General features: G+C 38.8%; 21 protein-coding genes, 1 pseudogene and 1 riboswitch. Of the genes and pseudogenes, 9 read left to right on the top strand and 13 right to left on the bottom strand.

The features are described from left to right. Positions 1–18: 18 nt before the first annotated feature. The 4 genes from PGP85_RS18040 to PGP85_RS18025 all read right to left on the bottom strand — a co-directional run bounded on the left by PGP85_RS18040 (position 19) and on the right by PGP85_RS18025 (position 2,939). The gene (locus tag PGP85_RS18040; protein WP_270328740.1) at positions 19–540 is read right to left on the bottom strand and encodes a GNAT family N-acetyltransferase; all 522 of its coding nucleotides are present in this window, start codon (positions 538–540) and stop codon (positions 19–21) included. Beyond that, on the bottom strand, positions 537–1,004 hold the full coding sequence (gene tsaE / locus PGP85_RS18035; protein ID WP_270328739.1) for a tRNA (adenosine(37)-N6)-threonylcarbamoyltransferase complex ATPase subunit type 1 TsaE: 468 nt from the start codon (positions 1,002–1,004) through the stop codon (positions 537–539). The genes PGP85_RS18040 and tsaE overlap by 4 nt, the downstream gene beginning before the upstream one ends. Positions 1,005–1,119: 115 nt before the next feature. Continuing rightward, positions 1,120–2,100, bottom strand: coding sequence for a phosphate acetyltransferase (gene pta / locus PGP85_RS18030; protein ID WP_090406410.1), 981 nt, complete (start codon positions 2,098–2,100; stop codon positions 1,120–1,122). A 158-nt stretch (positions 2,101–2,258) separates the two neighbouring features. Beyond that, a complete protein-coding gene (locus PGP85_RS18025; RefSeq protein WP_270328738.1) occupies positions 2,259–2,939 on the bottom strand; it encodes a uracil-DNA glycosylase in 681 nt (226 codons plus the stop codon). A gap of 171 nt (positions 2,940–3,110) precedes the next feature. On the opposite strand from PGP85_RS18025, the gene PGP85_RS18020 reads away from it, so the two are divergent. Both PGP85_RS18020 and PGP85_RS18015 read left to right on the top strand, forming a co-directional pair. Further along, positions 3,111–3,974: a Cof-type HAD-IIB family hydrolase gene (locus PGP85_RS18020; RefSeq protein WP_270328737.1), complete on the top strand. Its 864-nt coding sequence runs from the start codon at positions 3,111–3,113 to the stop codon at positions 3,972–3,974. Between the two features lie 25 nt (positions 3,975–3,999). Then, the gene (locus PGP85_RS18015) at positions 4,000–4,521 is read left to right on the top strand and encodes an LURP-one-related/scramblase family protein (RefSeq protein WP_090406413.1); all 522 of its coding nucleotides are present in this window, start codon (positions 4,000–4,002) and stop codon (positions 4,519–4,521) included. A gap of 85 nt (positions 4,522–4,606) precedes the next feature. Here PGP85_RS18015 and PGP85_RS18010 read toward each other — a convergent pair. After that, positions 4,607–5,170: pseudogene (locus PGP85_RS18010) on the bottom strand (GNAT family N-acetyltransferase); the annotation flags it as partial. Between the two features lie 226 nt (positions 5,171–5,396). Here PGP85_RS18010 and PGP85_RS18005 point away from each other — a divergent pair. Beyond that, positions 5,397–6,464 (top strand): endonuclease/exonuclease/phosphatase family protein, encoded by a 1,068-nt coding sequence (locus PGP85_RS18005; protein ID WP_270328735.1) that lies wholly within the window; start codon positions 5,397–5,399, stop codon positions 6,462–6,464. Positions 6,465–6,524: 60 nt separating this feature from the next. Here the strand turns inward: PGP85_RS18005 and PGP85_RS18000 are convergent, their stop codons facing one another. Both PGP85_RS18000 and PGP85_RS17995 read right to left on the bottom strand, forming a co-directional pair. After that, positions 6,525–7,853 (bottom strand): 6-phospho-beta-glucosidase, encoded by a 1,329-nt coding sequence (locus tag PGP85_RS18000; protein WP_270328734.1) that lies wholly within the window; start codon positions 7,851–7,853, stop codon positions 6,525–6,527. A 17-nt stretch (positions 7,854–7,870) separates the two neighbouring features. After that, positions 7,871–9,142, bottom strand: coding sequence for a PTS sugar transporter subunit IIC (locus PGP85_RS17995; protein ID WP_090408910.1), 1,272 nt, complete (start codon positions 9,140–9,142; stop codon positions 7,871–7,873). Between the two features lie 228 nt (positions 9,143–9,370). On the opposite strand from PGP85_RS17995, the gene PGP85_RS17990 reads away from it, so the two are divergent. The 3 genes from PGP85_RS17990 (at position 9,371) to PGP85_RS17980 (ending at position 11,278) form a co-directional block, all read left to right on the top strand. After that, positions 9,371–10,126 carry a MurR/RpiR family transcriptional regulator gene (locus PGP85_RS17990; RefSeq protein ID WP_270328733.1) on the top strand — a complete coding sequence of 252 codons (756 nt, stop codon included), beginning with the start codon at positions 9,371–9,373 and terminating at the stop codon, positions 10,124–10,126. Positions 10,127–10,374: 248 nt separating this feature from the next. Beyond that, positions 10,375–10,839: a GNAT family N-acetyltransferase gene (locus tag PGP85_RS17985; protein WP_270328732.1), complete on the top strand. Its 465-nt coding sequence runs from the start codon at positions 10,375–10,377 to the stop codon at positions 10,837–10,839. Continuing rightward, positions 10,829–11,278 (top strand): GNAT family N-acetyltransferase, encoded by a 450-nt coding sequence (locus PGP85_RS17980; RefSeq protein ID WP_010739786.1) that lies wholly within the window; start codon positions 10,829–10,831, stop codon positions 11,276–11,278. The genes PGP85_RS17985 and PGP85_RS17980 overlap by 11 nt, the downstream gene beginning before the upstream one ends. Before the next feature lie 56 nt (positions 11,279–11,334). On the opposite strand, the gene mgtA is transcribed toward PGP85_RS17980, so the two are convergent. The 3 genes from mgtA to PGP85_RS17965 form a co-directional block, all read right to left on the bottom strand. Beyond that, positions 11,335–14,055: a magnesium-translocating P-type ATPase gene (mgtA, locus tag PGP85_RS17975; protein WP_408639906.1), complete on the bottom strand. Its 2,721-nt coding sequence runs from the start codon at positions 14,053–14,055 to the stop codon at positions 11,335–11,337. A 134-nt stretch (positions 14,056–14,189) separates the two neighbouring features. Further along, entirely contained in the window at positions 14,190–14,633 is a 444-nt protein-coding gene (locus PGP85_RS17970) for a GNAT family N-acetyltransferase (RefSeq protein ID WP_270328731.1), read from the bottom strand. A gap of 162 nt (positions 14,634–14,795) precedes the next feature. Then, a riboswitch (M-box (ykoK) riboswitch) is annotated at positions 14,796–14,965 on the bottom strand. Positions 14,966–15,242: 277 nt separating this feature from the next. Next, positions 15,243–17,660, bottom strand: coding sequence for a hydroxymethylglutaryl-CoA reductase, degradative (locus PGP85_RS17965; protein WP_270328730.1), 2,418 nt, complete (start codon positions 17,658–17,660; stop codon positions 15,243–15,245). Positions 17,661–17,797: 137 nt separating this feature from the next. On the opposite strand from PGP85_RS17965, the gene PGP85_RS17960 reads away from it, so the two are divergent. The 3 genes from PGP85_RS17960 (at position 17,798) to PGP85_RS17950 (ending at position 21,037) form a co-directional block, all read left to right on the top strand. Next, positions 17,798–18,949, top strand: a complete 1,152-nt coding sequence (locus tag PGP85_RS17960) for a hydroxymethylglutaryl-CoA synthase (RefSeq protein WP_270328729.1) — start codon at positions 17,798–17,800, stop codon at positions 18,947–18,949. A gap of 646 nt (positions 18,950–19,595) precedes the next feature. Continuing rightward, positions 19,596–20,045, top strand: coding sequence for a class Ib ribonucleoside-diphosphate reductase assembly flavoprotein NrdI (nrdI, locus tag PGP85_RS17955; RefSeq protein WP_270328728.1), 450 nt, complete (start codon positions 19,596–19,598; stop codon positions 20,043–20,045). Positions 20,046–20,131: 86 nt separating this feature from the next. After that, positions 20,132–21,037, top strand: coding sequence for a lactate/malate family dehydrogenase (locus tag PGP85_RS17950; protein WP_010739792.1), 906 nt, complete (start codon positions 20,132–20,134; stop codon positions 21,035–21,037). A gap of 31 nt (positions 21,038–21,068) precedes the next feature. Here PGP85_RS17950 and PGP85_RS17945 read toward each other — a convergent pair whose 3' ends face one another. From PGP85_RS17945 to rsxC, 3 genes are all read right to left on the bottom strand, one after another. Continuing rightward, complete coding sequence (locus PGP85_RS17945; protein WP_090408883.1) at positions 21,069–21,629, bottom strand: histidine phosphatase family protein; 561 nt, start codon at positions 21,627–21,629, stop codon at positions 21,069–21,071. 158 nt (positions 21,630–21,787) lie between these two features. Further along, positions 21,788–22,774 carry an RnfABCDGE type electron transport complex subunit D gene (locus PGP85_RS17940; protein WP_090408880.1) on the bottom strand — a complete coding sequence of 329 codons (987 nt, stop codon included), beginning with the start codon at positions 22,772–22,774 and terminating at the stop codon, positions 21,788–21,790. Positions 22,775–22,776: 2 nt separating this feature from the next. Then, positions 22,777–24,090, bottom strand: coding sequence for an electron transport complex subunit RsxC (gene rsxC, locus PGP85_RS17935; protein WP_270328727.1), 1,314 nt, complete (start codon positions 24,088–24,090; stop codon positions 22,777–22,779). Positions 24,091–24,326 lie beyond the last annotated feature (236 nt).

Below are 24,326 nucleotides of genomic sequence, written 5' to 3'. Positions count from 1 at the left end.
GCTCTCTGCTTCGCTTTTTTAATTGATCAATTTACTCATCAACAGAACATTCAAAAATTCACCTTGTACATCTCGAGCCCCTCGCTCCATCTCAGCTTCCGTTATAAAATCAAATTTTTGGTACAGATGAATCGCACGTTCGTTTCTTTTTTGAACCGTGAGCTCTAAACGTCGCAATGGCGAATTATTCTCACTCCAATAAATCACTTCATCTAACAATGCCGTTCCTAAACCCATCCCCCAAAATTCTTTCAACACACTAATCCCAATCTCGCCAATATGCGACACTGTGTATTCCGGAGCCGCCTTAACTGAGGCCATACCGATGATTCTTTCGTTTGCAAAGGCTAATAAAAGTAGATTATTCTCACTTTCGTATAGGTCCGCTAATTGCAAACTCAGCATTTCTTCGTTTAATCCTAAGCCCGCTTCGTCCATAATCAAAAAATCCGTTTCCTCAGCAATTTGTCGACTAGCTTGTAACAAATTTCCTGCATCATCTGGTATGGCTTCTCTTAATGTAATTTCAACTTCGCTCATTCTGATTCCCACGCTTTCAAAATCCGCGTTTGAAATTGCTGCGCTTGTTCACCATGTACAATCATTTCCGCTTGACGTAAATTTTCATCCTGTTCATCTTTATGTAAAATCAATTCCAGATAATCCTCTGGCACAAAGTCTCCTAACTGCTGTCCCCACTCGATCACGGAAAGACCATCGCCTTCGAAATAATCATCCAGCCCTAAATCATCTGCGCCGGACTCAATCCGATATACATCCATATGGTAAAGCGGTAAGCGTCCTTGCTGATATTCACGAATGATTGTATAGGTTGGACTCTTGATCATTTGATCAATCCCTAAACCTAGTGCGATTCCCTTAGTCAAAGTCGTTTTCCCCGCACCAAGATCACCAGTCAATACCAAATTGTCGCTAGGTTCGGCCACCGAACCAATGATTTTTCCTAATCTTTCTGTCATTGCTGTATTTATTAATGTTATCAACCTGTCTCCCTCTTTTCTATTACCAATTTAGTATAACGATTTAGATATCAAGAGAAAAGAAAAAAAGTATGCGATACAAAATTAGTATCGCATACTTCACTTTTTATTGAATTTCTTAGTTCATCAATGATTGTGCTGCTGTAATAATTGAAAGTTTGTAAACATCTTCTTCATTACTACCGCGTGAAAGATCGGAAATCGGTTTGTTCAATCCTTGTAAGATTGGTCCAATTGCTTCAAATCCGCCAAAACGTTGAGCGATTTTGTAGCCGATATTACCTGACTGTAATTCAGGGAAAACAAATACAGTTGCTTGTCCCGCTACTTTTGAATCAGGGGCTTTCAATTGAGCAACACCTGGGATGTATGCAGCATCAAATTGCAATTCACCATCAATTAAATAATCCGGTGCCAATTCTTGTGCAATCTTAGTTGCTTCTGCCACTTTTTCAACTTCAGGAGCTTTAGCAGATCCTTTAGTTGAGAAGCTCATCATTGCAACTTTTGGTTCGATATCGAATAGTTCAGCTGTTTTTGCTGACTCAACAGCGATTTCTGCCAATTCTTGTGCATTTGGGTTTACATTGATAGCACAATCTGAGAATAGATATTTTTCTTGATCGCGTCCGCGAACCATCAAGAATGCACCACTTGTACGGCTGACTCCTGGTTTTGTTTTAATGATTTGCAAAGCGGGACGAACAGTATCGCCAGTTGAATGGATCGCACCAGAAACCATCCCGTCCGTAATTCCCATATAAGTTAACATTGTACCAAAGTAATTTTCATCTTTAAGAATTTTTTCTGCATCTTCTTTGTTAACTTTGCCTTTACGGCGTTCAACAAAAGCTTCTACCATTTCATCCCAACGATCAAAATGATCAGGATCAATGATTGTGAAGTTGCCTAAAGCGATTCCACGAGCGCTCGCGGCTTTTTCGATTTCAGACAAGTTACCAATCAAGATTGGTTCAACTAATTCTTCTGCTTTAAGACGAGATGCGGCACCTAAAATACGTGCGTCAGTTGCTTCAGGAAATGCCACTTTAATGTTGCGACGAATAATTTTAAATTTCAAACTGTCAAATAGATCCACGATAAAACCCTCCAGATATTTATTTCCTATTTATCATACAACAATTCTCAAGAAAAGAAAAGGACAGAATAAAGCATCTGTACTACTAATTAGAATCTAGTAAATATGAATTAAGAGCATTTTCACAAACTGTCTCTATAACAGAAACCGTTGTCATATCACACTGTTTCAGGCAGCTGCCAATTAATCGGTGATTCGCCCCATTCCATCAGTAGTTGGTTTGTTTTCGAAAAAGGTTTCGAACCAAAAAAACCACGATGAGCAGATAGCGGAGATGGGTGGACAGATTTTATAATGGCATGTTTACTAGTATCGATCATCTTGATTTTCTCTTGTGCAGGTTTTCCCCACAAAATAAAAACGATTGGTTTTTCACGCTCATTTAGTCGTTTTATAACAGCATCCGTCATTTGCTCCCAACCTTGCCCTCGATGTGAATAAGCTTGCCCCTCCCGCACTGTTAATACGGTGTTAAGCATTAGAACCCCCTGCTTTGCCCAGCTCACAAGATTACCATGTTGAACTGGAGAAATTCCTAAGTCATTTTGCATTTCTTGATAGATATTGCGCAATGACGGTGGTATTTTCACACCGGGCTGCACAGAAAAAGATAACCCATGTGCTTGGTTCACACCATGATAAGGATCTTGTCCCAAAATTACGACTTTCACTTTGTCGTATGGCGTCAATTCCAAGGCTTCAAAAATGTGATACATATCCGGATGAATTTTCTGAGTACTGTACTCTTCTTTCAAAAATTCACGCAGCTTTAAATAATACGGTGCTTCAAATTGATCTGCTAAAACATTTTGCCAATCGTTATGGATGATTTCTTTCACGTCACACACTCCTAATTTCTATTAATAATAGATTTATTTTCTTAAGTAAGTCTGATATTTACGTTCTATACTATCAAAATAATTCTTTTTAAAGAATAAAGCCGACATGGTTATCCTATCTAGGATTATGGTACACTATCGGTGTATGATAGGAAAGCTAGGTGAATAATTTTGATAAAACTCATTGCTTCTGATATGGACGGTACACTGTTAAACGATCAAATGCAAGTCCCGACAGCAAATATCGAAGCCATTCAGAAGGCTCAGTCACAAGGAATTGAATTTATTACAGCAACTGGACGGGGAATGAGCCACGCAAAAATCTCATTAGATGTAGCGAACATTCACGTCCCGATGATTTTATTAAACGGCGCTCATGTTGTAAACGCTAAACGAGAAACAATTTTTACCATCCCAATCGGCAAAAAAAGAACCTTTGAAGTCATGGATGCTCTTGAAGAAGCTGGCCTTTATTATGAAATTTTTACCGCTGAGCATGTATACTCTTCAGATCAACCGATGCGGATTGCGTTTTTCTCTGAACATATCTTAGAGAAAATACCGGGAATTTCAAAAAAAATGGCAATTGCGGCATCTTCTCAACATTTATCTCTTACACCGATCACTTTTGTTAAGGATATGCGTCAAACATTGATTGATAAAGATGAAGATGTTTTAAAAATTATCGCTTTTGATAAAAACGGACCGGAACAATTAAAGAAAGTTACTGGTGCGTTAGAAAAAATCGGTGATTTAGCTATTGCAGCCTCAGAATTGACTAATATCGAGATCAATCACGTGAATGCACAAAAAGGTATCGCTTTAAAACAATTTGCAGAAGAACGTGGTTTTACCGCTGATCAAGTCATGGCTCTTGGAGATAATTTTAACGATGTCAGCATGCTGACTTATGCAGGAACAAGTTTTGCGATGGGAAATGCGGCACCAGCTATTAAAGAAATCGCTAATAACGTGACGGACACAAATGAAGAAAACGGAGTAGCAACGGCAATCGATCGAATCCTTTCTGAATAATAAAAATCAAAAAGGTGTGAGTAACATGACTGAATTTTTTATTCAAGAAAAACAATTGAGTTCCATGACACGAACGATCGTTAAGGACAGTAAAGGTGTGCCTTTATATTTAATGGTAGGACATTGGGGCCGTAAAGGAAATGTCCTATCGCTCTATGCAATGGACGGTCAAATCGTAGCTTATATTAAGCAGGCCAGCGTCATTTTCGGGCGCAAGTTTGAGATTTACTATGAACAAACAAAAGTTGGTGTGCTTCATAAAATTTTCCATTGGCCCGGCGACTTTTATTACATACAACAACTTCATTGGGCAGTTTATGGGGATATCTATAATCACAAGTACAAAATCAATCACTTTAATCAATCGATTATGACAATGGACAAAGCCACATTATTGACGGGTGATTATTACGTACTAGATGTCACAGATCCAACGGATGCTCCTATTTGTATCTGCGTGGCAGCAATCATGGACTATTGGCTTTACAATAGAAATAAAAATAAAGAACCGGAAACGGCTTTAGAAGTTACGTTTTCCCAAAATTAAGGAGCAGTGCCAGATTTGGCACTGCTCCTTTTACGTTTCTAATTACAGTTTCTGGAAGGCTGTTCTCACTAACCTCTATCGAAGGCTTGACCGCTCTTTGCATATGATCGTAAAGATGCCCGCTGATCGTTATTTCACCAACATCTTGAAAGCCATCACGCAGGTATAAACGTTTAGCATTCGGATTCGCCTTATCAACATTTAAACCAATCACTTTCTCACCTTCATGAGTGGCTAAACGATCTACTGCCGTTAATAATTTCGAGCCAATCCCCTGACCACGAAATTTTTCATCTACTGCAATTGAATCTAAATACCATTCATTTGGAAAAGCTTCAGGATCAATAAACATTTGAATGTCTTCAGTAATTCCTTGAGCCTGTAAATAATTTTTTAAAGGTAAATCGATAATTGCTTCTTTGTTTGCAGGATAACCAAAGACGGCCCCGGCAATCTCTCCATCGATTTCTTCAACAAGACCTCGCGCATAACCAAAACGATAAGTAGGATCTTCAAAACAAGCCGCAATAACTTCTAACGCCTTCTCTTCCCCGAACTCATCTAAGAAATCGAGCTCCATATCCTTTAAAATAACCAATATCAATTTTGCTACAGCTGCGCCATCTTCTTTTTTGGCAAATCGAATCATTTTAAAACCTCTCTTTTAATAACGTTTGATAATACTTCTACAGTGTACCACGGAGAATCCTTTTGCGAAAGGGAGGTTACTTTGTGTTCGTTTGAAAATCTGCTATGATAACGTTGATATGCACGCCTATTAGTATTCAGTAAATGAATAAAATGATTTACGTAATGACGCATTCATTTTTCAAATTTTAAAGATAAACGTGCTCTCACGAATTGGAGGAATCTCGATGAAAAAAGCACTAAAAATTCTGTTAGGGGTTATCGTAGCAATCCTGGTTGTATTTGGCGGTTACTTGATTTACTTATTCGCCAGCTACGATCGTTTGCCAGACAATATGACATTGAAGCCGGACAATCAACATACTCAAGCGCTTGAAACAAATAAAACATATCGCGCCATGAGCCACAACGTTGGTTACGGTGCGTATCCGCCAAGTTACAGCTTCTTCATGGATGGCGGAAAGTATTCACGAGCTTATGATAAAGAAACTGTCAAAGAAAATATGCAGGGAATCGTTACTACTACAAAGGAACTTGAACCAACATTAGCCTTTTATCAGGAAGTCGATCAAGATGGTGATCGCTCACAACATGTGGATGAAGTAGCTTGGTTGCAAAAACATCTACCGGCATATAATAGTCTATATGGTCAAAATTATGATTCTTCTTATCTCTTCTATCCTTTTACTGATCCGATCGGTCAAGCAAAGTCCGGTCTTGTCACATTAAGTCAAGCTGAGATCACCAGCAGCAAAAGATATTCTTTGCCGATCGAAACAAATTTCAATAAATTTTTTGATTTGGATCGTGCTTTTACGGTCAGCCGCATTCCAGTTAAGGGAGATCACGAACTAATTGCTATCAATACACACTTATCTGCGTTTACTAAGGATCGCTCCATTCAAGCAGCACAATTAAAAAAGATTTTTGATGTGATGGAAGGTGAATACAAAAAAGGCAACTATGTCATGGTCGCCGGAGATTATAATCATGATGTTTTAGGAAATAGTCCTGAAGTATTTGATACAAGTAAAAAAAGAGAAACTTGGACTCACCCATTTCCTAAGGAGGAGTTGCCAGCCGGCTTCCACTTACCTACCGGAAAATTGGCAGAAGAAAAAATTCCATCAGCCAGAGCATTGAATGAGCCTTACAAAAAGGGGAAAACTTATACTACATTGATTGACGGCTTCCTCATCTCAGATAATATCACTGTAAAAAATGTTCATGTAAAGGATATGCAGTTTAAGTATTCCGATCATAATCCTGTATATTTGGATTTTAGTTTGAAATAGAAAAATGATAAAAGCATCGAGTTCGTCCGGCAAAAGTCAAAACGAATCCGATGCTTTTTATTATTTTGCTTTGTTAAAGAAATTTGGTAGATACTCTTTGTGCGCTGCTAATAATTCATCCATTACCTTCTTTGCGGTATCGCCACTTGTAATTAAAGGATTCATCGTGAATGCTTGAATAAGCGTTCCTGTATCTCCTGTCACTGCGGCCTCGATTGTAAGCTGTTCCATCGCTTTCATCAACTGCAGCAGACCGCGCTCTTTAGGATGGAAACTGCCAAAATTATAAGGTATTGGTCCTTTTCCAGTCAGAATGCATGTAACCTCGACGGCAGAATCAACTGGTAGATCAGTGATCGTCCCATTATTTTTAGTACTGACTGTCATAACGGTACGTTTATCATTATAAATTGAAGTAATCGTTTCGCAGGCAGCATCACTATAACGAGCTCCACCTCTCTCGGCTAACTGTTTTGGCTTATAATCAGGATTTGGATCTTTATAAAGGTCAAAGAGCTCCTTTTCAATCTGCTTCACTTTTTCAGCACGAGTACCATGAACCTCAAAATCTGCCAGCTCCTCAGCGAGCATTTTATCTGTGTAGTAATAATAATTATGATATGGACAAGGTACCATATGCATATTCTCAACTTGCTCGAAAATCAATTCATTATCCTTGATATTCGCGACGATAGATTTAGCATTTCCAGCCCCGTACATTTTTTCGATAAGCTCATCTGTTCGATCTTTTCCAGTTGAATCTACTACAGTATGCCAGTGGAGATGATTGATTCCGGCAAAATGGAAAAATAATTTTTCTGGGGCTTCTTCTAAAAGTTCAGCTTCTTCTACGACAGCATTCACGGGAATATTGCATAAACCTACAACTTTGTCCCAATTACCATAGCGTAATACTGCCTCCGTCACCATTCCGGCTGGATTCGTAAAATTAATCAACCAAGCATTGGGACAAAGTGTCTTCATGTCTTCCACTATATCTAAAATGACTGGTATCGTTCGTAAGGCTTTGAATATTCCGCCAGCACCATTTGTTTCTTGACCGATCAATCCATGACTCAAGGGAATCCGCTCATCTAAAATTCTTGCATCCAGTAGTCCTACTCTCAGCTGTGTGGTAACAAAATCAGCATCGCGCAAGGCCTCTTTGCGATTAAGTGTTAGATGTATCTCGCAGTCTATCCCAGCCGCCTTGACCATCCTCTTAGCCATCTCACCGACAATCATCAGCTTTTCTTTTCCTGCCTCGATATCTACAAGCCATAATTCCGTTAAAGGAAACTCATCATATCGTTTAATAAAACCTTCAACCAGTTCAGGTGTATAGCTTGATCCTCCACCGATTGTTACAACTTTCAATTTCTTTTTCATGCTCATTCCTCCAATAATTAATCAATCAACTCAAGTTCATTTGTTTCTTCTATGGTACTGGTTGTTCCTTCATTCTGAAGCATTTCCTTTTCGGCAATTTTAAAGAATGGTAAATAAATGGCAATGGCGATCACTATTTCTATCGCCGACCACACACCGGCGCGCCAATCCCAACCTGTAGCCATCAAGGGGCCAATAATTGGCGGCATCGTCCAAGGAACAACCATAATAGGCTTCGCTATCAAACCAATCGACATCAATAGATAACTGCTCGTCGCTAGAATCAACGGAATAATAGTGAAGGGAATCATCATCAATGGGTTCATGATAATAGGAAAACCAAAAATGACCGGCTCATTAATTTCAAATAGCGATCCTGGCAAAGCAACCTTTCCTAATTGCTTATATGTTTTGGCCTTGGAAAAAATCATTAGAATCACTAAAGTCAGAGTAGCCCCAGTTCCACCAACGTTAACAAATAAACTAGAAAAACCAGAAGCCGTTATATATGGCAATGGCTCGCCATTTGCATACGCTGATGCATTAGCAGCAATAAATGTTAGAAATATCGGATCGGCAACGCCTTCTAATGTCATATCTCCATGTATCCCCGCACACCATAATAAACTCACCAAGAACGTATAGAGTAAAATCCCCGGCAAACTATTCAATGCAAATAATAGAGGCGAAAATAGCTGTTCAATAAATTGAGTAATATTAAAGCCCAGTGGAACTCGGATGGTCCAGAACAAAATAAGTACTAGCATTGTAGGAACTAGTGATACAAAAGAATTACTGACTGCCGGCGGAACACCAGCGGGTAGTTTAATTACGATATTTCTCTTAATACAGAAATTGAGTATTTCAGCAGCAACAATGCCCGAAATAATTGCTGTGAATAACCCCGTCGAATCAAATCCGGTTGGATCAATAACAAACTTATCTGATAGCTGCGTGATGATAAAAGCCATTACGGCAAGTCCAGCACCTGATATTGCATTCAGATCATAGCTTTTGCTTAACTCATAGCCGATTCCGGTTGCCGCTAATAGAGAAATTATTCCAAATGATACATTTACGGCAGCATTGATCATTCCTTCGTAAGGCTGCATAAACTCCAGCCAAGCATTGATAGGGATATTCCCGATGATTAGAAAAACACTTCCACTAATTATGGCTGGTAAAGTAAGCGCAAGACCATTCCTCACAGCAACAAGGTGTCTTTGATTCCCCAACTTCGTCATTGGCGGAATAATCACGTTTTGCATCCAATCCAAAAATTTTTCCATAAAACGAATCTCCTTTTCTATGTTATATCCGAATTATAGGAAAGGCTTACATTGTTTGTATATAGGTTGCCATGATCTAGGCAAAGATCCCATTTTTAGGCATTTGTAACAAGAATAAAACACCTCGTTTTATTAGACTGGTTTCAAATTATTTACAACTAAATACATTGATACAGTAGTTTCTATCCCCTATACTCTAGTTATAACTAACAAAGAAGGTGATCGATCATGCTATTCTTAGCCTATCAAGTTGAATTAAAAAGTATTGAAATTGATATTTATGACTTCATCATCAAAAATCTAGATGCCGTGCCTTATATGAGAATCAGAGAATTGGCAGATGCCTGTCATGTGAGCACCTCGACTATTTTGCGTTTTTGCAAAAAGTTTGAATGTAACGGATATGCAGATTTTCGACTTAGACTACAACTATATGCTAAAGAGCTGCACGAATTGGCGGAGCCGATCCAGACGATCGATGAACTTCCTTTCATAGAATTTTTGAAGAGAACCCACACAAATGAATTTCAGGAACGAATAAACTCGGCTGCCTCAATCCTTAAAGAATCCGATTTAGTCCTTTTTGTCGGAATCGGAACTTCAAGTATTTTTGCGAGTTACGGAGCGTTACTTTTCTCGTCTCTTTTTACATTGGCTTTAAACATTCAAGACCCTTTGAATACGCCTTTATATAACATCTCGGAAAGATTAGATAATAAGGTGTGCTTAGTCGCATTATCTGTATCTGGAGAAAATGAGGATATCATAGATTACATCAATCACATTAAGCTTCATAAATCAGGAGTAATTGCCATAACTAATAGCTCAAACACTCCTATCGCAAAGCTTTCTGATGTCGACATTCCCTATTACGCAAATACCGAGATGTACAAAGAAACAAACATTACTTCCCAGTTATCGGTAACCTATATTCTGGAAATACTAGCTAGAACTGTTCATCAATTGAAAAATAAAGAGAACTGACCGGGCAAAATCATTTTCACCCTTGCCTTGTCAAAACTAAAAAAGGATTGATCTCAATGTGGACGTATGTCTCTCATTTACGCACGATTGCTATCCTTCAAACAAGAAAACTACTGTAGATGAAACATTGTTTGAAGGAACTATAAAGATTTGTTTCATCGCTTCGTTTTAAGAGCAGAATTTAGTGCCCTTTATTTGTTGCGGTCAAAAATAGTTCTTCATAGGAAAAATTGGAGGAAAATCAACGATTGAATATTAAGCAAGTAAATCAAAATGATAAAAATGAAATTGAAATTCTTTTGACAATTTGGGAATCTTCAGTGACTGCTACTCATAATTTTTTGTCAAAGGACAATATTGAGGCCTTAATACCCGCAGTTAAAGAAGGATTATTAACCATTGAATCCCTCTACGGCTGCTATGAACAAGAAATCGTCGGATTTATCGGCGTTGAAAATGAAAAAGTTGAGATGCTCTTTGTAGCTGCAGAAACTAGAGGACAAGGAATCGGAAGAAAATTATTTCAGTATGCAATCGAAATGCTGAACGGAAACTACGTTGATGTGAATGAACAGAATGAACAAGGATTGGGGTTTTATCAACGCATGGGTTTCCATGTGTTTGGTCGATCTGAATTAGATGATCAAGGCAATGCCTTCCCGATTCTACATTTAAAAAAAAGTAAAACTAAGGAGTGTTCCAATGAAAGTTGAAGAAGTCATTTCAGATAAAAAAGAATTTTTAGACCTGCTTCGTTTGGCTGATGAACAAGAAGACATGATTGATCGTTATCTTAACGACGGAAGAATGTTTGTTTTATATGACGAAGATCTAAAAGGCGAAGCGGTCGTAACAGAATTAAGCGAGACAGAGTGTGAGTTAAAAAATATTGCGATTATGCCGAACGAACAAGGAAAAGGATATGGAAAAGCGTTGATTCAGTTTTTATTTGATGAATTTTTAGGCCGTTATCAAACGATGTATGTAGGAACGGGAGATGTTCCAAGCATATTGGACTTTTATAAGAAATGCGGATTTCGCGAATCCCATCGTGTAAAAAACTTCTTCACCGATAATTACCGCGAACCAATTATCGACCAAGGTGTCCAACTAGTAGATATGGTCTATTTACGAGCAGATGCAAAGCCTTGATCCTCTGAAAATAATAAAAACGTTCCTGAATTTTTTTTCAGGAACGTTTTTATATCTTACAATAATTCTTGGTAGCGTTGAATGTAAACTTTTTTAACTAGCGTTACCAAAAATAGATAAGCGATGATGGTTACAACGAGCCATAACCAATACTGATTTGGTAAGACCGCTAACCCTAAGTTTTGACCGAAATTTGTGAATGGTAAAAGAGTGCCGACAATAATTCCCAAGGTGGTAATCACTGTCATAATGAAAGACCCTCTGCTTTGGATAAACGGGATTTGTGGTGTCCGTAATGCATGTAAGACTAAAGTTTGCGACCACAGCGATTCCACAAACCAGCCAGCATGGAAAATAGCGATAAAGGCTGCCTGCTGCTGAGGAGATAAAGAGTGGTAATCCCCGCCGAGAACTGCCGGACAAATAACAAAGTACATTAGTAAATAAGTCGTGATATCAAATACCGAACTCGTTGGACCCAGCCAAATCATAAATTTACCAATGCTGGATGCTGTCCATTTTTTTGGTTTTTCTAAGTATTCTTTATCCATCCGATCCCATGGAATCGAGATACATGAAATATCATAAATCAAATTTAGAAATAAAATTTGCAGTGGAAGCATTGGCAAAAATGGTAAGAATGAACTTGCAACTAAAACAGAGAACATATTGCCAAAATTTGAGCTTGCCGTGGCCTTGATATATTTCATGATATTGCCGAATGTTTCTCTGCCGGAAATTATTCCCCGTTCTAGAATCATCAAGTCTTTCTCTAATAAGATCACATCAGCAGATTCTTTGGCGATATCAACAGCTGTATCAACGGATATTCCGACATCAGCGGCTTTCATCGCAGGAGCATCATTGATTCCATCTCCAAGAAACCCGACTGTATGCCCGTTTGCTCTGAGCAAACTCGTAATCTTTTGTTTTTGCTGCGGGTTCAATTTCACGAATACGTTGTAATCCTCTATGATTTCTGCTAATTCTTGATCACTAAGATGGATCAAATCTTCTCCATGGATAATTGTTTCCGTTCCTAGTCCAACCTGCTTACAAACGGACTTGGTCACCAATGCATTATCTCCAGTTAAGACTTTCACCTCAACACCGTTTTCTTTCAACGCCTTCAACGCTTGTTTGGTTGTTTCTTTTGGCGGATCTAAAAATGCCAGATAACCAATCAATACCATTTCAGATTCATCAGCTGTTGAAAATTCACCAACCACACTCGGATTCGTTTTTTGAGCCACACCGATTACGCGTAATCCGTCTTCGTTCAATTCGTGAACTTTTTTCAAAACTTGTTTTTTTACTTCATCCGTTAACTTCGTTACTTGCCCTTTGAAGTCAACGAAAGAAGAAATTTCAAGCATTTCTTCAATTGCACCTTTTGTGATCATTTGCGTTTTTCCGTTTTGATCTTCTACAACAACACTCATTCTGCGACGTTGAAAGTCAAAGGGAATCTCATCAACCTTTTGATAACGAATTTCATCTGTGTCTAACTCTTGTTTGGTTGATTCGATAATGGCCACATCAAGCAGGTTTTTTAGGCCTGTTTGATAATAACTATTTAGATATGCGTGTCTTAAAACACGGCTATCTTCTTCCCCGTCACAATCCAAATGGTATTCTAAAATAATTTTGTCCTGTGTTAATGTCCCTGTTTTATCTGTACACAATACATCGATGGCACCGAAATTTTGAATAGCGTTTATATTTTTAATGATCGTACCGTTTTTGGCCATTCCTGTAGCACCTTTGACTAAATTTGTTGTAACGATCATTGGCAGCATTTCCGGTGTCAGCCCCACAGCCACTGATAAACCGAATAGAAATGCCTCCATCCAATCCCCTTTCGTGAATCCATTAATCACAATAACGGTCGGTGCCATTAATGCCATGAATTTGATAAACAAGAAAGACGTTTTACGAATACCTAACTCAAAACTAGTTTGAACGGGGGTAGCCGATAAGGATTTAGCAACATCACCAAACAGGGTATTTGCACCCGTAGCGATTACGATTCCTTCGGCACTTCCACTAATCACATTACTTCCCATAAATACTAAATTGTCGTAACTCGTTTCAGATTCTTTTTGACCATTTGCCTCTGCCGCACTTTTTTCGACAGGATAGCTTTCTCCTGTTAGCGCGGACTGTGAGATGAATAAATCCTTTGCGCTAATCAAACGAATATCGGCTGGAATCATATCTCCGGCGGATAACTTGACTAGATCACCGCAGACAATTTCTTCCATAGGGATTTCCTTGTATTGATTGTCTCTGCGAACTGCTGCAGTTACTTTTACCAATGATTTCAACTTCTCGGCTGCTTTGTTTGAACGCACAGACTGAACCAATGTCATCGTACCGCTGACTAATACCATGACCAAAATAATACCGCTGCCGAAGAAATCTTTTTCACCTGGCTCAGGCAAGATTCCTTCCGTGATAAGAGAAATGACTCCCAAACCAATCAATACCAAAGTAAATGGTGTAATAAATGCTTTTAGAACCTCAATAAAAAACGGCGTTGCCTTTTTATAGGGAATTTTATTTTCTCCAAATTCTTCTCTTGCTTCTGCAACTTGTGCCGCAGATAATTCCAGCGTTGATGTTTTAAATGTATCAAGAATACTTCTTGTTGTTTTTTTAGCGAATAGACTATAATTCGTCTTCGTTGTTGTGATCTTTTGCTGTTTCATTTTTTTCTCCTTTTTTCCGAAAAAAATATGCCATAATCCTATTCCAATAAATAAATATAAGACCATATTTTTTAGCGTATTCATCGTTGCCCCTCCTACAGACGGGCTTATGGAGAAAATATTGGCGTTAAAAACAAATAGACAATAGTATCTTCTTGTTTACCATTTTCTGCCACAAACCCGTAATTATTGAACTACTGTCATCCATTTGTTTTCATCTCCCTTTTTTCCACTTGTTCTAGTGGTGATTGAATATCCTTTTTGTAGATCCGCATGGTTAATTGCCCTTCTGCATACTCCTCCGAGATGGATTGATAACCTAGCTTTTCATAGAAACCCCAAGCTTGTTCTCTACCTGTTAGGAAAACAAGACAAAAACCAACTCTTCTAGCAACTTGTTCTGCATATATCAGCAAGTTTTTACCTAATCCTTCTCCTTGGTGATGCGAGTCCACCGCCACTTGTTTAATCTGGACACATTCAGCTGAAATTGGATGCAGCAATAGAGTCCCTATCACCTGATCTTCCTGTTTGATAATCAAGTGAATATCCTTTCTTTCATCTCTCGGTGCCCTCAATAAGAACTTTTTTCCTGAACTTGCCTTTAGCTCTTTGTTTCTAAGCGTTAACGCTTCACAATACATTGCGCTGTTCCACTTAGTTACTGTAAACACTGTTTTACCATAGTAAATCCCTCCCTTTTTAAATTTCGAAAATAAAAATGATTATTGCGCAAAAAAAGACTTTTCGCTCAAAAACTCAGCGAAAAGCCTTACTAAAATTCATCCCAAATAGACAAAGTCGTATAGTCGATCTAATCGTTGAGTTTTGGCACTATACAACGTAAAGACAAACATCTTAGCTACCTTAAGAAAAGCCTTGTATTCGACAATTCCTGTTCTACCCATTGGCGTCTCTCGACATTTTTGGGCAGTAGCCTGTGTTTGTATAGGAGCCTCACCTAACAAATCATATTTTATTTTCGAAGACAATATAACAAGTTATTAATCACCTGTCAAACGCTTTTCTATAAAAAAATCCAGATAAATTAAATTAACAATTCCAAGAAATCGAATTCAACGCTATTATATCAACCTTTTCCGTTATGAAAAATAATGAGGAAATGAACGAACAAATTTTTTTATTTGTCATAATCATTCACCACTAAAAATAATATAACGCACGTTTTGCCATTTTAAATCAATAAAAAAACAGAGCTGTCAAAGCTCTGTTTTATTCCCCAATGCTTAAACTTATCCTTGGCGAATTTTTTTTAGTAATTGTTCTGCTGTAGCTAAATTCATTCGGTCCGCTTTTCTTAATTGTCTAGAAACTAAAGGTACCTCACTGGAAGTAGCTCCTGCTGTAATTGCTAAAGATCGACTTTGCATCGCCATGTGGCCTTTTTGGATACCATCCGTTACTAAAGCCCTGATCGCGGCAAAATTTTGTGCCAAACCAACAGCCACGATAATTTCACCTAACTCTGCGGCATCCGAAACATCTAATAATTTCAAACTTATTTGAGCTTTTGGCAAAACCTTTGTCGCTCCGCCAACAATACCAACTTTCATTGGCAATATCAGCTTTCCAACAAGCGTATCATTTTTAATCTCCCAATCAGTCAGACCTTCATAGCTACCATTGCGAGCAGCATATGCATGACAAGCCGCCTCGACTGCTCGGGTATCGTTGCCTGTGGCTAATACGACTGCATCAATGCCATTCATAATTCCTTTATTATGTGTGGCTGCACGATAAGGATCCAGCTTACTGAATTTGCTGGCGTCAACGATTTTTTCAGCAAGTTCGGAAGATAGTTGATTTAAAGGAATCTCACAACTCGCCATGATCATGGACTCGGTTGCGTAGTTACTTAGAATACTAAACAGTACCTCTGCATCGGGAACTAACTGTCTTAATTCCTGCGCGACAGCTTCCAAGATGGTATTTAGAATATTCGCGCCCATCGCGTCTTTCGTGGTCACCACAAGGTCGATTGAAAGATAGCCCTCCTCAAAGAAACGCACCTTAATCGATTGCAAACCACCACCTCGTTGATAAATCGAAGGATAGCTTCTTTCTGCCGCTGCGAAAAGAGCTGGTTTATTTTCGTTAATAATTCCTTTGATTTTTTCAAACTCAGTAACATTTCGTAAAACGATCTGACCGATCATTCCTTGATTGATGACTTGCGTCTGAAATCCTCCAGCCTTTGCGATGATTTTACCGGCATTACTGGCAGCCGCAATCACAGAAGGTTCTTCTGTTACCATCGGAATAATTTTTTCTTTTCCGTTAATTACAAAATTCTGTGCAACACCTAGAGGAATCGAAGCTTCACTGATCTGATTTTCAATCAAATTATTCGCAACTTTTTCCGGTAGAACAGTCTCTATTGTTAACTGAGCTGCCTCTTTAGCGGACAACTTTTTTTCTTTGACCAGCTTAGCTAACCGCTCTGTTTGAGTCATCTGATAAAATTTTTTTTTTGCGGTTTCTTGATCCTCCGCCTTGGTGATCATCAAGGCTAATCCAAGTCCACCGCCAATACAAAGACTCGCTACTCCTCGCTGCTTATCTTCTTGAATCAGCTCTGAGACCAATGTTGCCACAATACGTGTTCCACTGGCGCCAATTGGATGACCTAAAGCGATCGCACCACCGTACGTATTGATTTTTTCATCAGGCAATTTTAATTCTTTCTGCACAGCTACTGAGGCCGCTGCAAAAGCTTCATTAATTTGAAATATATCAATTTCATTAATTGTTCGATTCACTTTATTTAATAATTTATTAATAGCTGACACAGGAGCCATCCCCATAATACTTGGATCAATCCCTACTTCACTGTAGTCATTAATAACAGCTAGGTACGCCAAGTTATTTTCGACAGCATATGATTTTGCCGCCAAAACAACTGCCGATGCTCCATCGTTCAACGTCGATGCATTTGCTGCTGTTACAACGCCATCTTCTTTGAAAGCCGGTTTTAACGAACCGATTTTTTCTAAAGTCGAATCAAACCGAATCCCCTCATCATCCCATAAAGTACTGCCATCCGGAAGTGCCACAGGTACGATTTCAGATTCAAATTTTCCGTCTTTGCTGGCTTTCACCGCCTTCATTTGTGAGTCATAGGCATATTGATCTTGCATTTCGCGAGTAATCTGATAGTCATTAGCCACTTTTTCTGCCGTCAAGCCCATATGTTTTCCACTGAAAGCATCGGTCAATCCATCATAAATCATACTTGATTTCGGTTCTTGCCATTCTTGCGCAGAGTAGTCAAAACTTGTAATTTTTGGAGCTTGAGACATATTTTCTGTACCGCCCGCAACAACAACCTGCGCTTCGCCCAATAAAATTTGCTGCATCGCAAAAATGATCGACTTCATTCCGGAACCACAAACTTCATTAATCGTGGTGGCAGGTACTTCATAAGGAATTCCCGCCTTTACTGCCGATTGACGTGCCACATTTTGACCATTGCCTGCTTGTAAAACATTTCCCATAAATACTTGTTCTACTTGATCTGGTGCAAGCTCCGCGCGCTTCACCGCTTCTTTCACTGCGATCGCGCCAAGTTCGACGGCTGAGAGGGTTGAGAGTTTGCCTTTATATCTGCCAATTGGTGTTCGTACAGCGCTTAAAATAACAATTTCTTCCAAGGGTGCACCTCCAATATTTTCATTAAAAATCAGACGTAAGTATAGCATAGATAGTTTTATAATTTCTTAAGATTCAAACTTAACTAATCATGGGCTTTCTATGATATATTTACCTTTGGAAGAAAAGGAGGAGCAATATGAATATAGGGATTGATAAAATCAGTTTTCACGTACCAAATTATTATCTTGATATGACGGACTTGGCGAACGCACGTGAGACTGACCCCAACAAATTTCACATTGGTCTTGGACAAGATCAGATGGCAATTATTCCTGAAACACAAGACATCGTTACTTTAGGAGCAAGTGCTGCTGCAAAAATTCTTACAGATGAGGACAAAAAGGACATCGACATGGTAATCGTCGGAACAGAATCTAGTACCGACTTCTCAAAATCTGCTGCGGTAATTATTCATGGTCTGCTAGATATCCAATCTTTTGCTCGTTCATTTGAAATAAAACATGCTTGTTACGCTGGGACAGCTGCTTTACAGCAGGCCCACGATTATGTCGCACTGCATCCGGATCGTAAAGTTTTAGTGATCGCAGCCGATATTGCTAAATATGGATTAAACACAGGTGGAGAACCGACACAAGGTTGCGGCGCTGTCGCAATGTTGATTACTAAAGAACCTCATTTATTGGCATTTAATGATGATAGTGTCTTCTACTCAGAAGATGTTTACGATTTTTGGCGACCGGCTGGACACGACTATCCATTAGTTGATGGTCATATGTCTAACCAAGTTTATATTGATTCATTCACCCGAATTTGGGAGCAAAATAAAAAAATCAACCATACTGAAAGTACTGACTATGCTGCTTTGACTTTCCATTTGCCTTATACAAAAATGGGACGCAAAGCATTACGAGCTATTTTCCCAGATCTTCCAGAAACTGAGCAGCAACGTTTAGAGACACGCTACGATGAGGCTATCGTCTATAGCCGAACTGTTGGCAATCTTTATACTGGCTCACTGTACCTTGGATTAATCTCACTATTAGACAATAGTCAACTAGCCGCTGGTGATCGAGTTGGATTGTTCAGTTACGGCTCTGGAGCTGTTAGTGAATTTTTCTCGATGACTGTAATGGAAGATTATAAAGAACATCTAACTAGTGAAGACAATCAAGCCCTACTTGCCCAACGCAAACGGTTATCAATCGAAGAATATGAAAAAATGTTTGGTGAAAAGTTACCAGTTGATGGAGAAACGTATACCTTCTCCGATCCGACTGACTTTGCTATCAATAAAATCAGTGGAGATATTCGTTATTACAATAAATAAACATCGAAAAAGCCAGCTAATCAGCTGGCTTTTTTTAGCATATAAAAAAATCTAACGGGTCTAATGGTCAGATGTTTATTCTTCATTCCATATTCATGGAATATTTACACCTTTTTTCTAGGTCCTAAACGGTTTTTGTGTTTGAATTTCGTTTAAGCCTCACCACTAAATGAAGAAATGGTTCTACTGTCTACATTTCTCTTCCCCGCTAGATTAAAACTACTTGGTAAGGAAACTTCAAATCCCTACTTCCTTTCTGCCTTTTCGGCATTCACTTCGAAATGAACTCGGCTTCCGTCCATTTCCGTTGTACAATTTAACAACTTAGGGATCCATCCCTTACACTCATATTTATACCATATTCCACGTATTTTTGCAAGCGTTTACATTTAATCTGACTACTGTTTTTCATGTTACAATACTTAAGTGATGAGCAAGACTAAACTTATCATAATTATTGTTTTCCTCTCTTATTTCGCAGATACTATCACTCAAAATGAGATGAACCAATACCATGTAAACTTATTAATGATCCAATCTATGTTTACGATAATTACATCAGTAAAACAGTGAATATGGCATTTCTACGTTAATTTTTTACAAAGGAGAACAAATTCATTATTATTGAAACAGGAGGAATAAAATCATGAACATTTTATATATATCAATCTCAGGAAATACAAGGGCGTTCGTCAAGCATTTAGAGACATATGCTGAAGAGCAACATCAGTTAAATCCAGCAAATCCTATGATCGCTTCAAAAGAAATTTCAGAAAACAGTCCCTTTGAAATAGAAAATTCTCCTTTCTTTACCTTCGTTCCAACTTATTTGGAAGGCGGCAATGGCGTAGATAATGGAGATACTGAAATCTTGACTGAGGTCATGCGGGAATACTTAGAATATAATGATAATTACAAAAAGTGTCTAGGTGTGGTTGGCAGCGGAAATAAGAATTTTAACTATCAGTATTGCTTGACTGCAAAACAATACAGTGAAGCTTTCAAATTCCCTTTCTTAGCTGATTATGAATTAAGGGGAACGTCAGCAGATTGCCAACGTGTATATCAAATTCTGAAAAACAGTCTACCAAATTAATCTTCTGCTAATTATTCTATTGACTTTTTCTCATGTTAGGGGCATTCTTTTTAAATAGGAATTCCTATAAGAAAGGCGTGTTGTAATTGAGAAAAGTCGCAATTATTGGTGTTGGGCATGTTGGAAGTACTACAGCTTACACCTTGATTTCAAAAAATATAGTGGATGAGTTGGTGCTTTTTGATTCAAAAGAAAATATCCTTAAGGCTGAACTCAACGATCTGATGGATGGTCAGATGGAACAAGACCATCAAGTTCGATTGATTGAACCAAATCTTACAGAACTTGCAGACACAGATGTAATTATTTTTTCCGCAGGTGATATTTCTATTTTCGAAGGAAATCCTGATCGCTTTGCAGAATTAAATTTGACTAAAACGATCGTTAAAGAATGGGCACCGAAAATTAAAGAATCCGGGTTTAAAGGGATTATCTTAAATATTACAAATCCTTGTGATGTGATTACACAATATCTGCAAGAACTGACTGGTTTTCCTCGAGAACGTGTCTTTGGTACGGGGACTTCATTAGATACTGGCCGCATGAAGCATGCTGTTAGTCAAAAAATGCTGGTCAATCCTTCAGCAATTGATGGTTATGTAGTCGGAGAACATGGAGAAAGCCAATTTGTCGCTTGGTCCAGCGTGCGAATCGGAGGCGTTCCCATCACGGATACTTTGACCGTCGAAAAACTTGACGCACTTGATATGGCCGCTCGAGATGGCGGTTGGGTCACTTTTAGGGGAAAAGGCTACACTTCTTACGGTATCGCTATACAGGCCGCACGAATCGTTGAAGCGATTTTAAACAATAATTATCTCGTAGTTCCTGTCAGCCATTTCCATTCTGCTGAAGACTGTTATGTGGGTTCTCCCGCAAAGGTATCGCGGCAAGGAATCAGTGAAAGTTTCCCATTAAATCTTTCGAATGATGAACAAAAAAAATGGCAGCATACAATCCAAACGATTCACTCAATGCATGCAACAATATAAAGCAAAGACCGGACGAAATCGTCCGGTCTTTTTATGCACTCTTGTTGATTGCCTTAATTTTTTTCCAATCAAACGCAATCAATTTTGCATTTGGTGTTCGATAGCTAAAAACCTCTTCGTTTTCTAATGGCTCAAAATAATTTTTGATCGCCCGAATCACTGAATTATGACAAACTAATAAATAGGTATTCTCCGAATCTTGTTCCAATTGTTCTAGTAATGGAACAATACGAGCATAAACATCCATCAAGGACTCACCATTGGGATAACGTACCGCAAATTGCGTACGAATTTTAAGATAGCCTTCTTGTTCATCACTCGTCCCATCGTAATCACCATAGTCTAGTTCAATCAAACGTTCATCGACAGTCAATGGCACTAAATTCTTTTCTCCGACAATTCGGGCCGTTTCTTGCGCTCGCTCTAATGGTGAATGGATGATTTTAGAAATAGGCACCTCAAGAGCAGCAACCTCTTCTGCTAATAAGGCCGCTTGTCGATAACCAATCTCCGATAAAGCGATATCGCTTTTACCTGAAATAATTCCTTTTCGATTCCATTCAGTTTCGCCGTGCCTTGCTACATAAAGCAAATAAAAACAGTCCTCTCTATCATAAAAATTGAAAACTATCGTAATATTCCATCACTAATTTTCAAAATAATGTTTTGTAATAAACTGGTATTAGCCAGTGACTTTACCACTTTATCACTAGAATGAAAGAACGTCTACTTATTTACTGAAAATAATAGCTAGTTTTTCACTCCATAGGCTCGAGGAATAATGAGATGATCAATCAGCGGAACGAAACAGTTCATGATCAATAATATGAACGTCATTCCTTCTGGCATGGAACTGAATGTTCGCCAACCCATCAATAATAATCCGCAACAAATACCGTAGATGACCTCTCCTTTTGGCGTTGTAGGTGACGTGCTGTAATCAGTTGCCATGAAGAATGCTCCCAATATCGTTGCACCGCCAAAAACATGTCCAAAAACAATCGTTGGGTCACCTTTACCCAGCATAAATGCACTAACGATTATTACTCCAATCATGGAAAGTGGAATGTGCCAAGTTATCACCCTTTTATAAAGTAAGAATAGACCTCCTAAAAGAAGTAGTACCGCGGTTGTTTCGGCATTTTTCCCGGGAATCAATCCAGTCAAGCTATTCATCATCTGACTAAAGTTCAAGCTTTCCCCAGTCTTGACTTCCATCAATGGTGTCGCTGAAGATACGACATCTAACCCACCAGCAGAAAAGAAAGGTTGTGGTTGAACATTCGCCGACATCTCTTTCACGAAAACCAACCGCAAAATAGCTCGGCCAGTCAATGCGGGATTTAATAAATTTCGCCCAATCCCGCCAAATAATTCTTTTGCCGCTATGATTCCAATTGCTCCGCCCAATGCTGGATACCACAAAGGCACGCTCGCCGGTAAACTCATCGCTAATAGAACACCTGTAACAGCCGCCGAATAGTCTTTAGGTACGGTTTTCCTACGAAATCTATACCATAAAAATTCAGCAATCAAGCATGTTCCCACTGAAATGGCGTAAAGAAGTAATGAACTAGCACCGAAAAAAATAATTGAGGCTATCACGCTAGGTAATAGTGCCAGTAAAACCCATTGCATTAAACGGTCTGTTTTCTCTCGAAATAACAAATGCGGTGAAGCTTCCATCATTGGATACCTATTACTGCGTAAATCCTCAAAAGAGTGGTTTTCATCCATGCTTATGCCTGCCTTTCTTTAATTATTTGTTGTCCAGCAACAATATGCTCGGCTAAATGGCGTCTTGCAGGACAAATATAAGTACAGCAGCCGCAATTGATACAGCTGTCCACATATAACTTTTCCAAGCGTTCCCAATTTTCTTTCAAGTAACTCTTCTCCAACTGATGCGGTAAAAGACCAATCGGACATACCTCGACACAACGAGCGCATAGAATACAGGGGCTTGGGGTACTATCCTCATCATGGATCTCATTGATGACGATTAGACCATTTGCGGATTTCGTCAAGGAAGCCGCCATAGTATCAACCGTCTTCCCCATCATGAAACCACCCGTTATAATCTTTGACGGCTTTCCATCAAAACCACCGCAAAAAGCAATCATATCCTCAATTGAAGTGCCGATTGGAAAATAAACGTTTTTTTGCTCCATAACGTCACCAACAACTGAACAAATCCGGTGACTTAAAGGAATCCCAGGATCAATTGCTTCATAGACTGCAACTGTCGTAGCAACATTGATAATCAAATAACCCAAATCTCTTGTTGAACCATCTGCTGGAGCCTCTTCTCCGATAATCGTCTTGAATAGCATTTCTGTACTTCCTTGAGGGTACACAGAAGGAACTTCAACAACTGACAGTTTGGGAATATCCTGACAGAGTTCCCTCATTACTTCAATCGCCTCTTGCTTATCATCTTCGATTGCAATTATTCCCTCTTTTGCCTCCACAGCCTTTAGAACCAGAATACAGCCATTGATCAGTTTTTCTCCTTGAGTAGCCATCAAAGCGGCATCAGCCATCAATAATGGTTCACATTCTGCTCCATTAAAAATACAAGTATGAATTTCTTCCTTCGGATTCAGTTTTACATGGCTTGGAAAGGTCGCTCCACCCAGACCAACCACTCCCGCTTTTTCTACCCGTTCAACAATCATTTCCGGTGTTAATTCCTCGATTGTCTCATGATGCACCACTCTGGGCTGTTCACGAAAATCATTTTCGATAATCACACAAGTCATTTCATCGCCTTGTCCTTGGTCAATCTCTTCAATTCCGATGATTCTACCAGAAATACTCGCATGAACATCTGCTCCTAATCCATCATCCATTTTTGCAATCGGTTGTCCCATAAAAACCTTCTCACCCACGGATACAATTACTTCTGCTGGTTTACCAATATGTTGTTGTACTGGAATATAAACCCTTTTCGGTTGTATATTTTCTACCTGTTTGTAATTATCAATACCTCTTAAATGCAAAGCTGTATCCTGATGAAGATCTATTCCACCTTTAAAAGCTTGCTTGCTCATCACATTCCTCCATTATTCTTCGTATTTTTAGTATAACATGAACATTTTTTGACTAAAAATAATATCCCATTATCAAAATAATTGACTTTAGACAATAAAAAAAGTTACTGAAGTGTTTTATCAACACGACAATAACTTTTAAGCAAAATAAAAAAACTATTCACAAAGTGAATAGTTTAAGTTCGCGTGGCGACGTCCTAATCTCACAAGGGGCAACCCCTCACTACAATCGGCGC

This window comes from Enterococcus malodoratus (genome assembly GCF_027659535.1).
In the GTDB taxonomy this organism is placed as follows: Bacteria; Bacillota; Bacilli; order Lactobacillales; family Enterococcaceae; genus Enterococcus_A; species Enterococcus_A malodoratus.
Note: the sequence above shows the minus strand (reverse complement) of the source record. Positions and strands in the feature narration are given on the sequence as shown.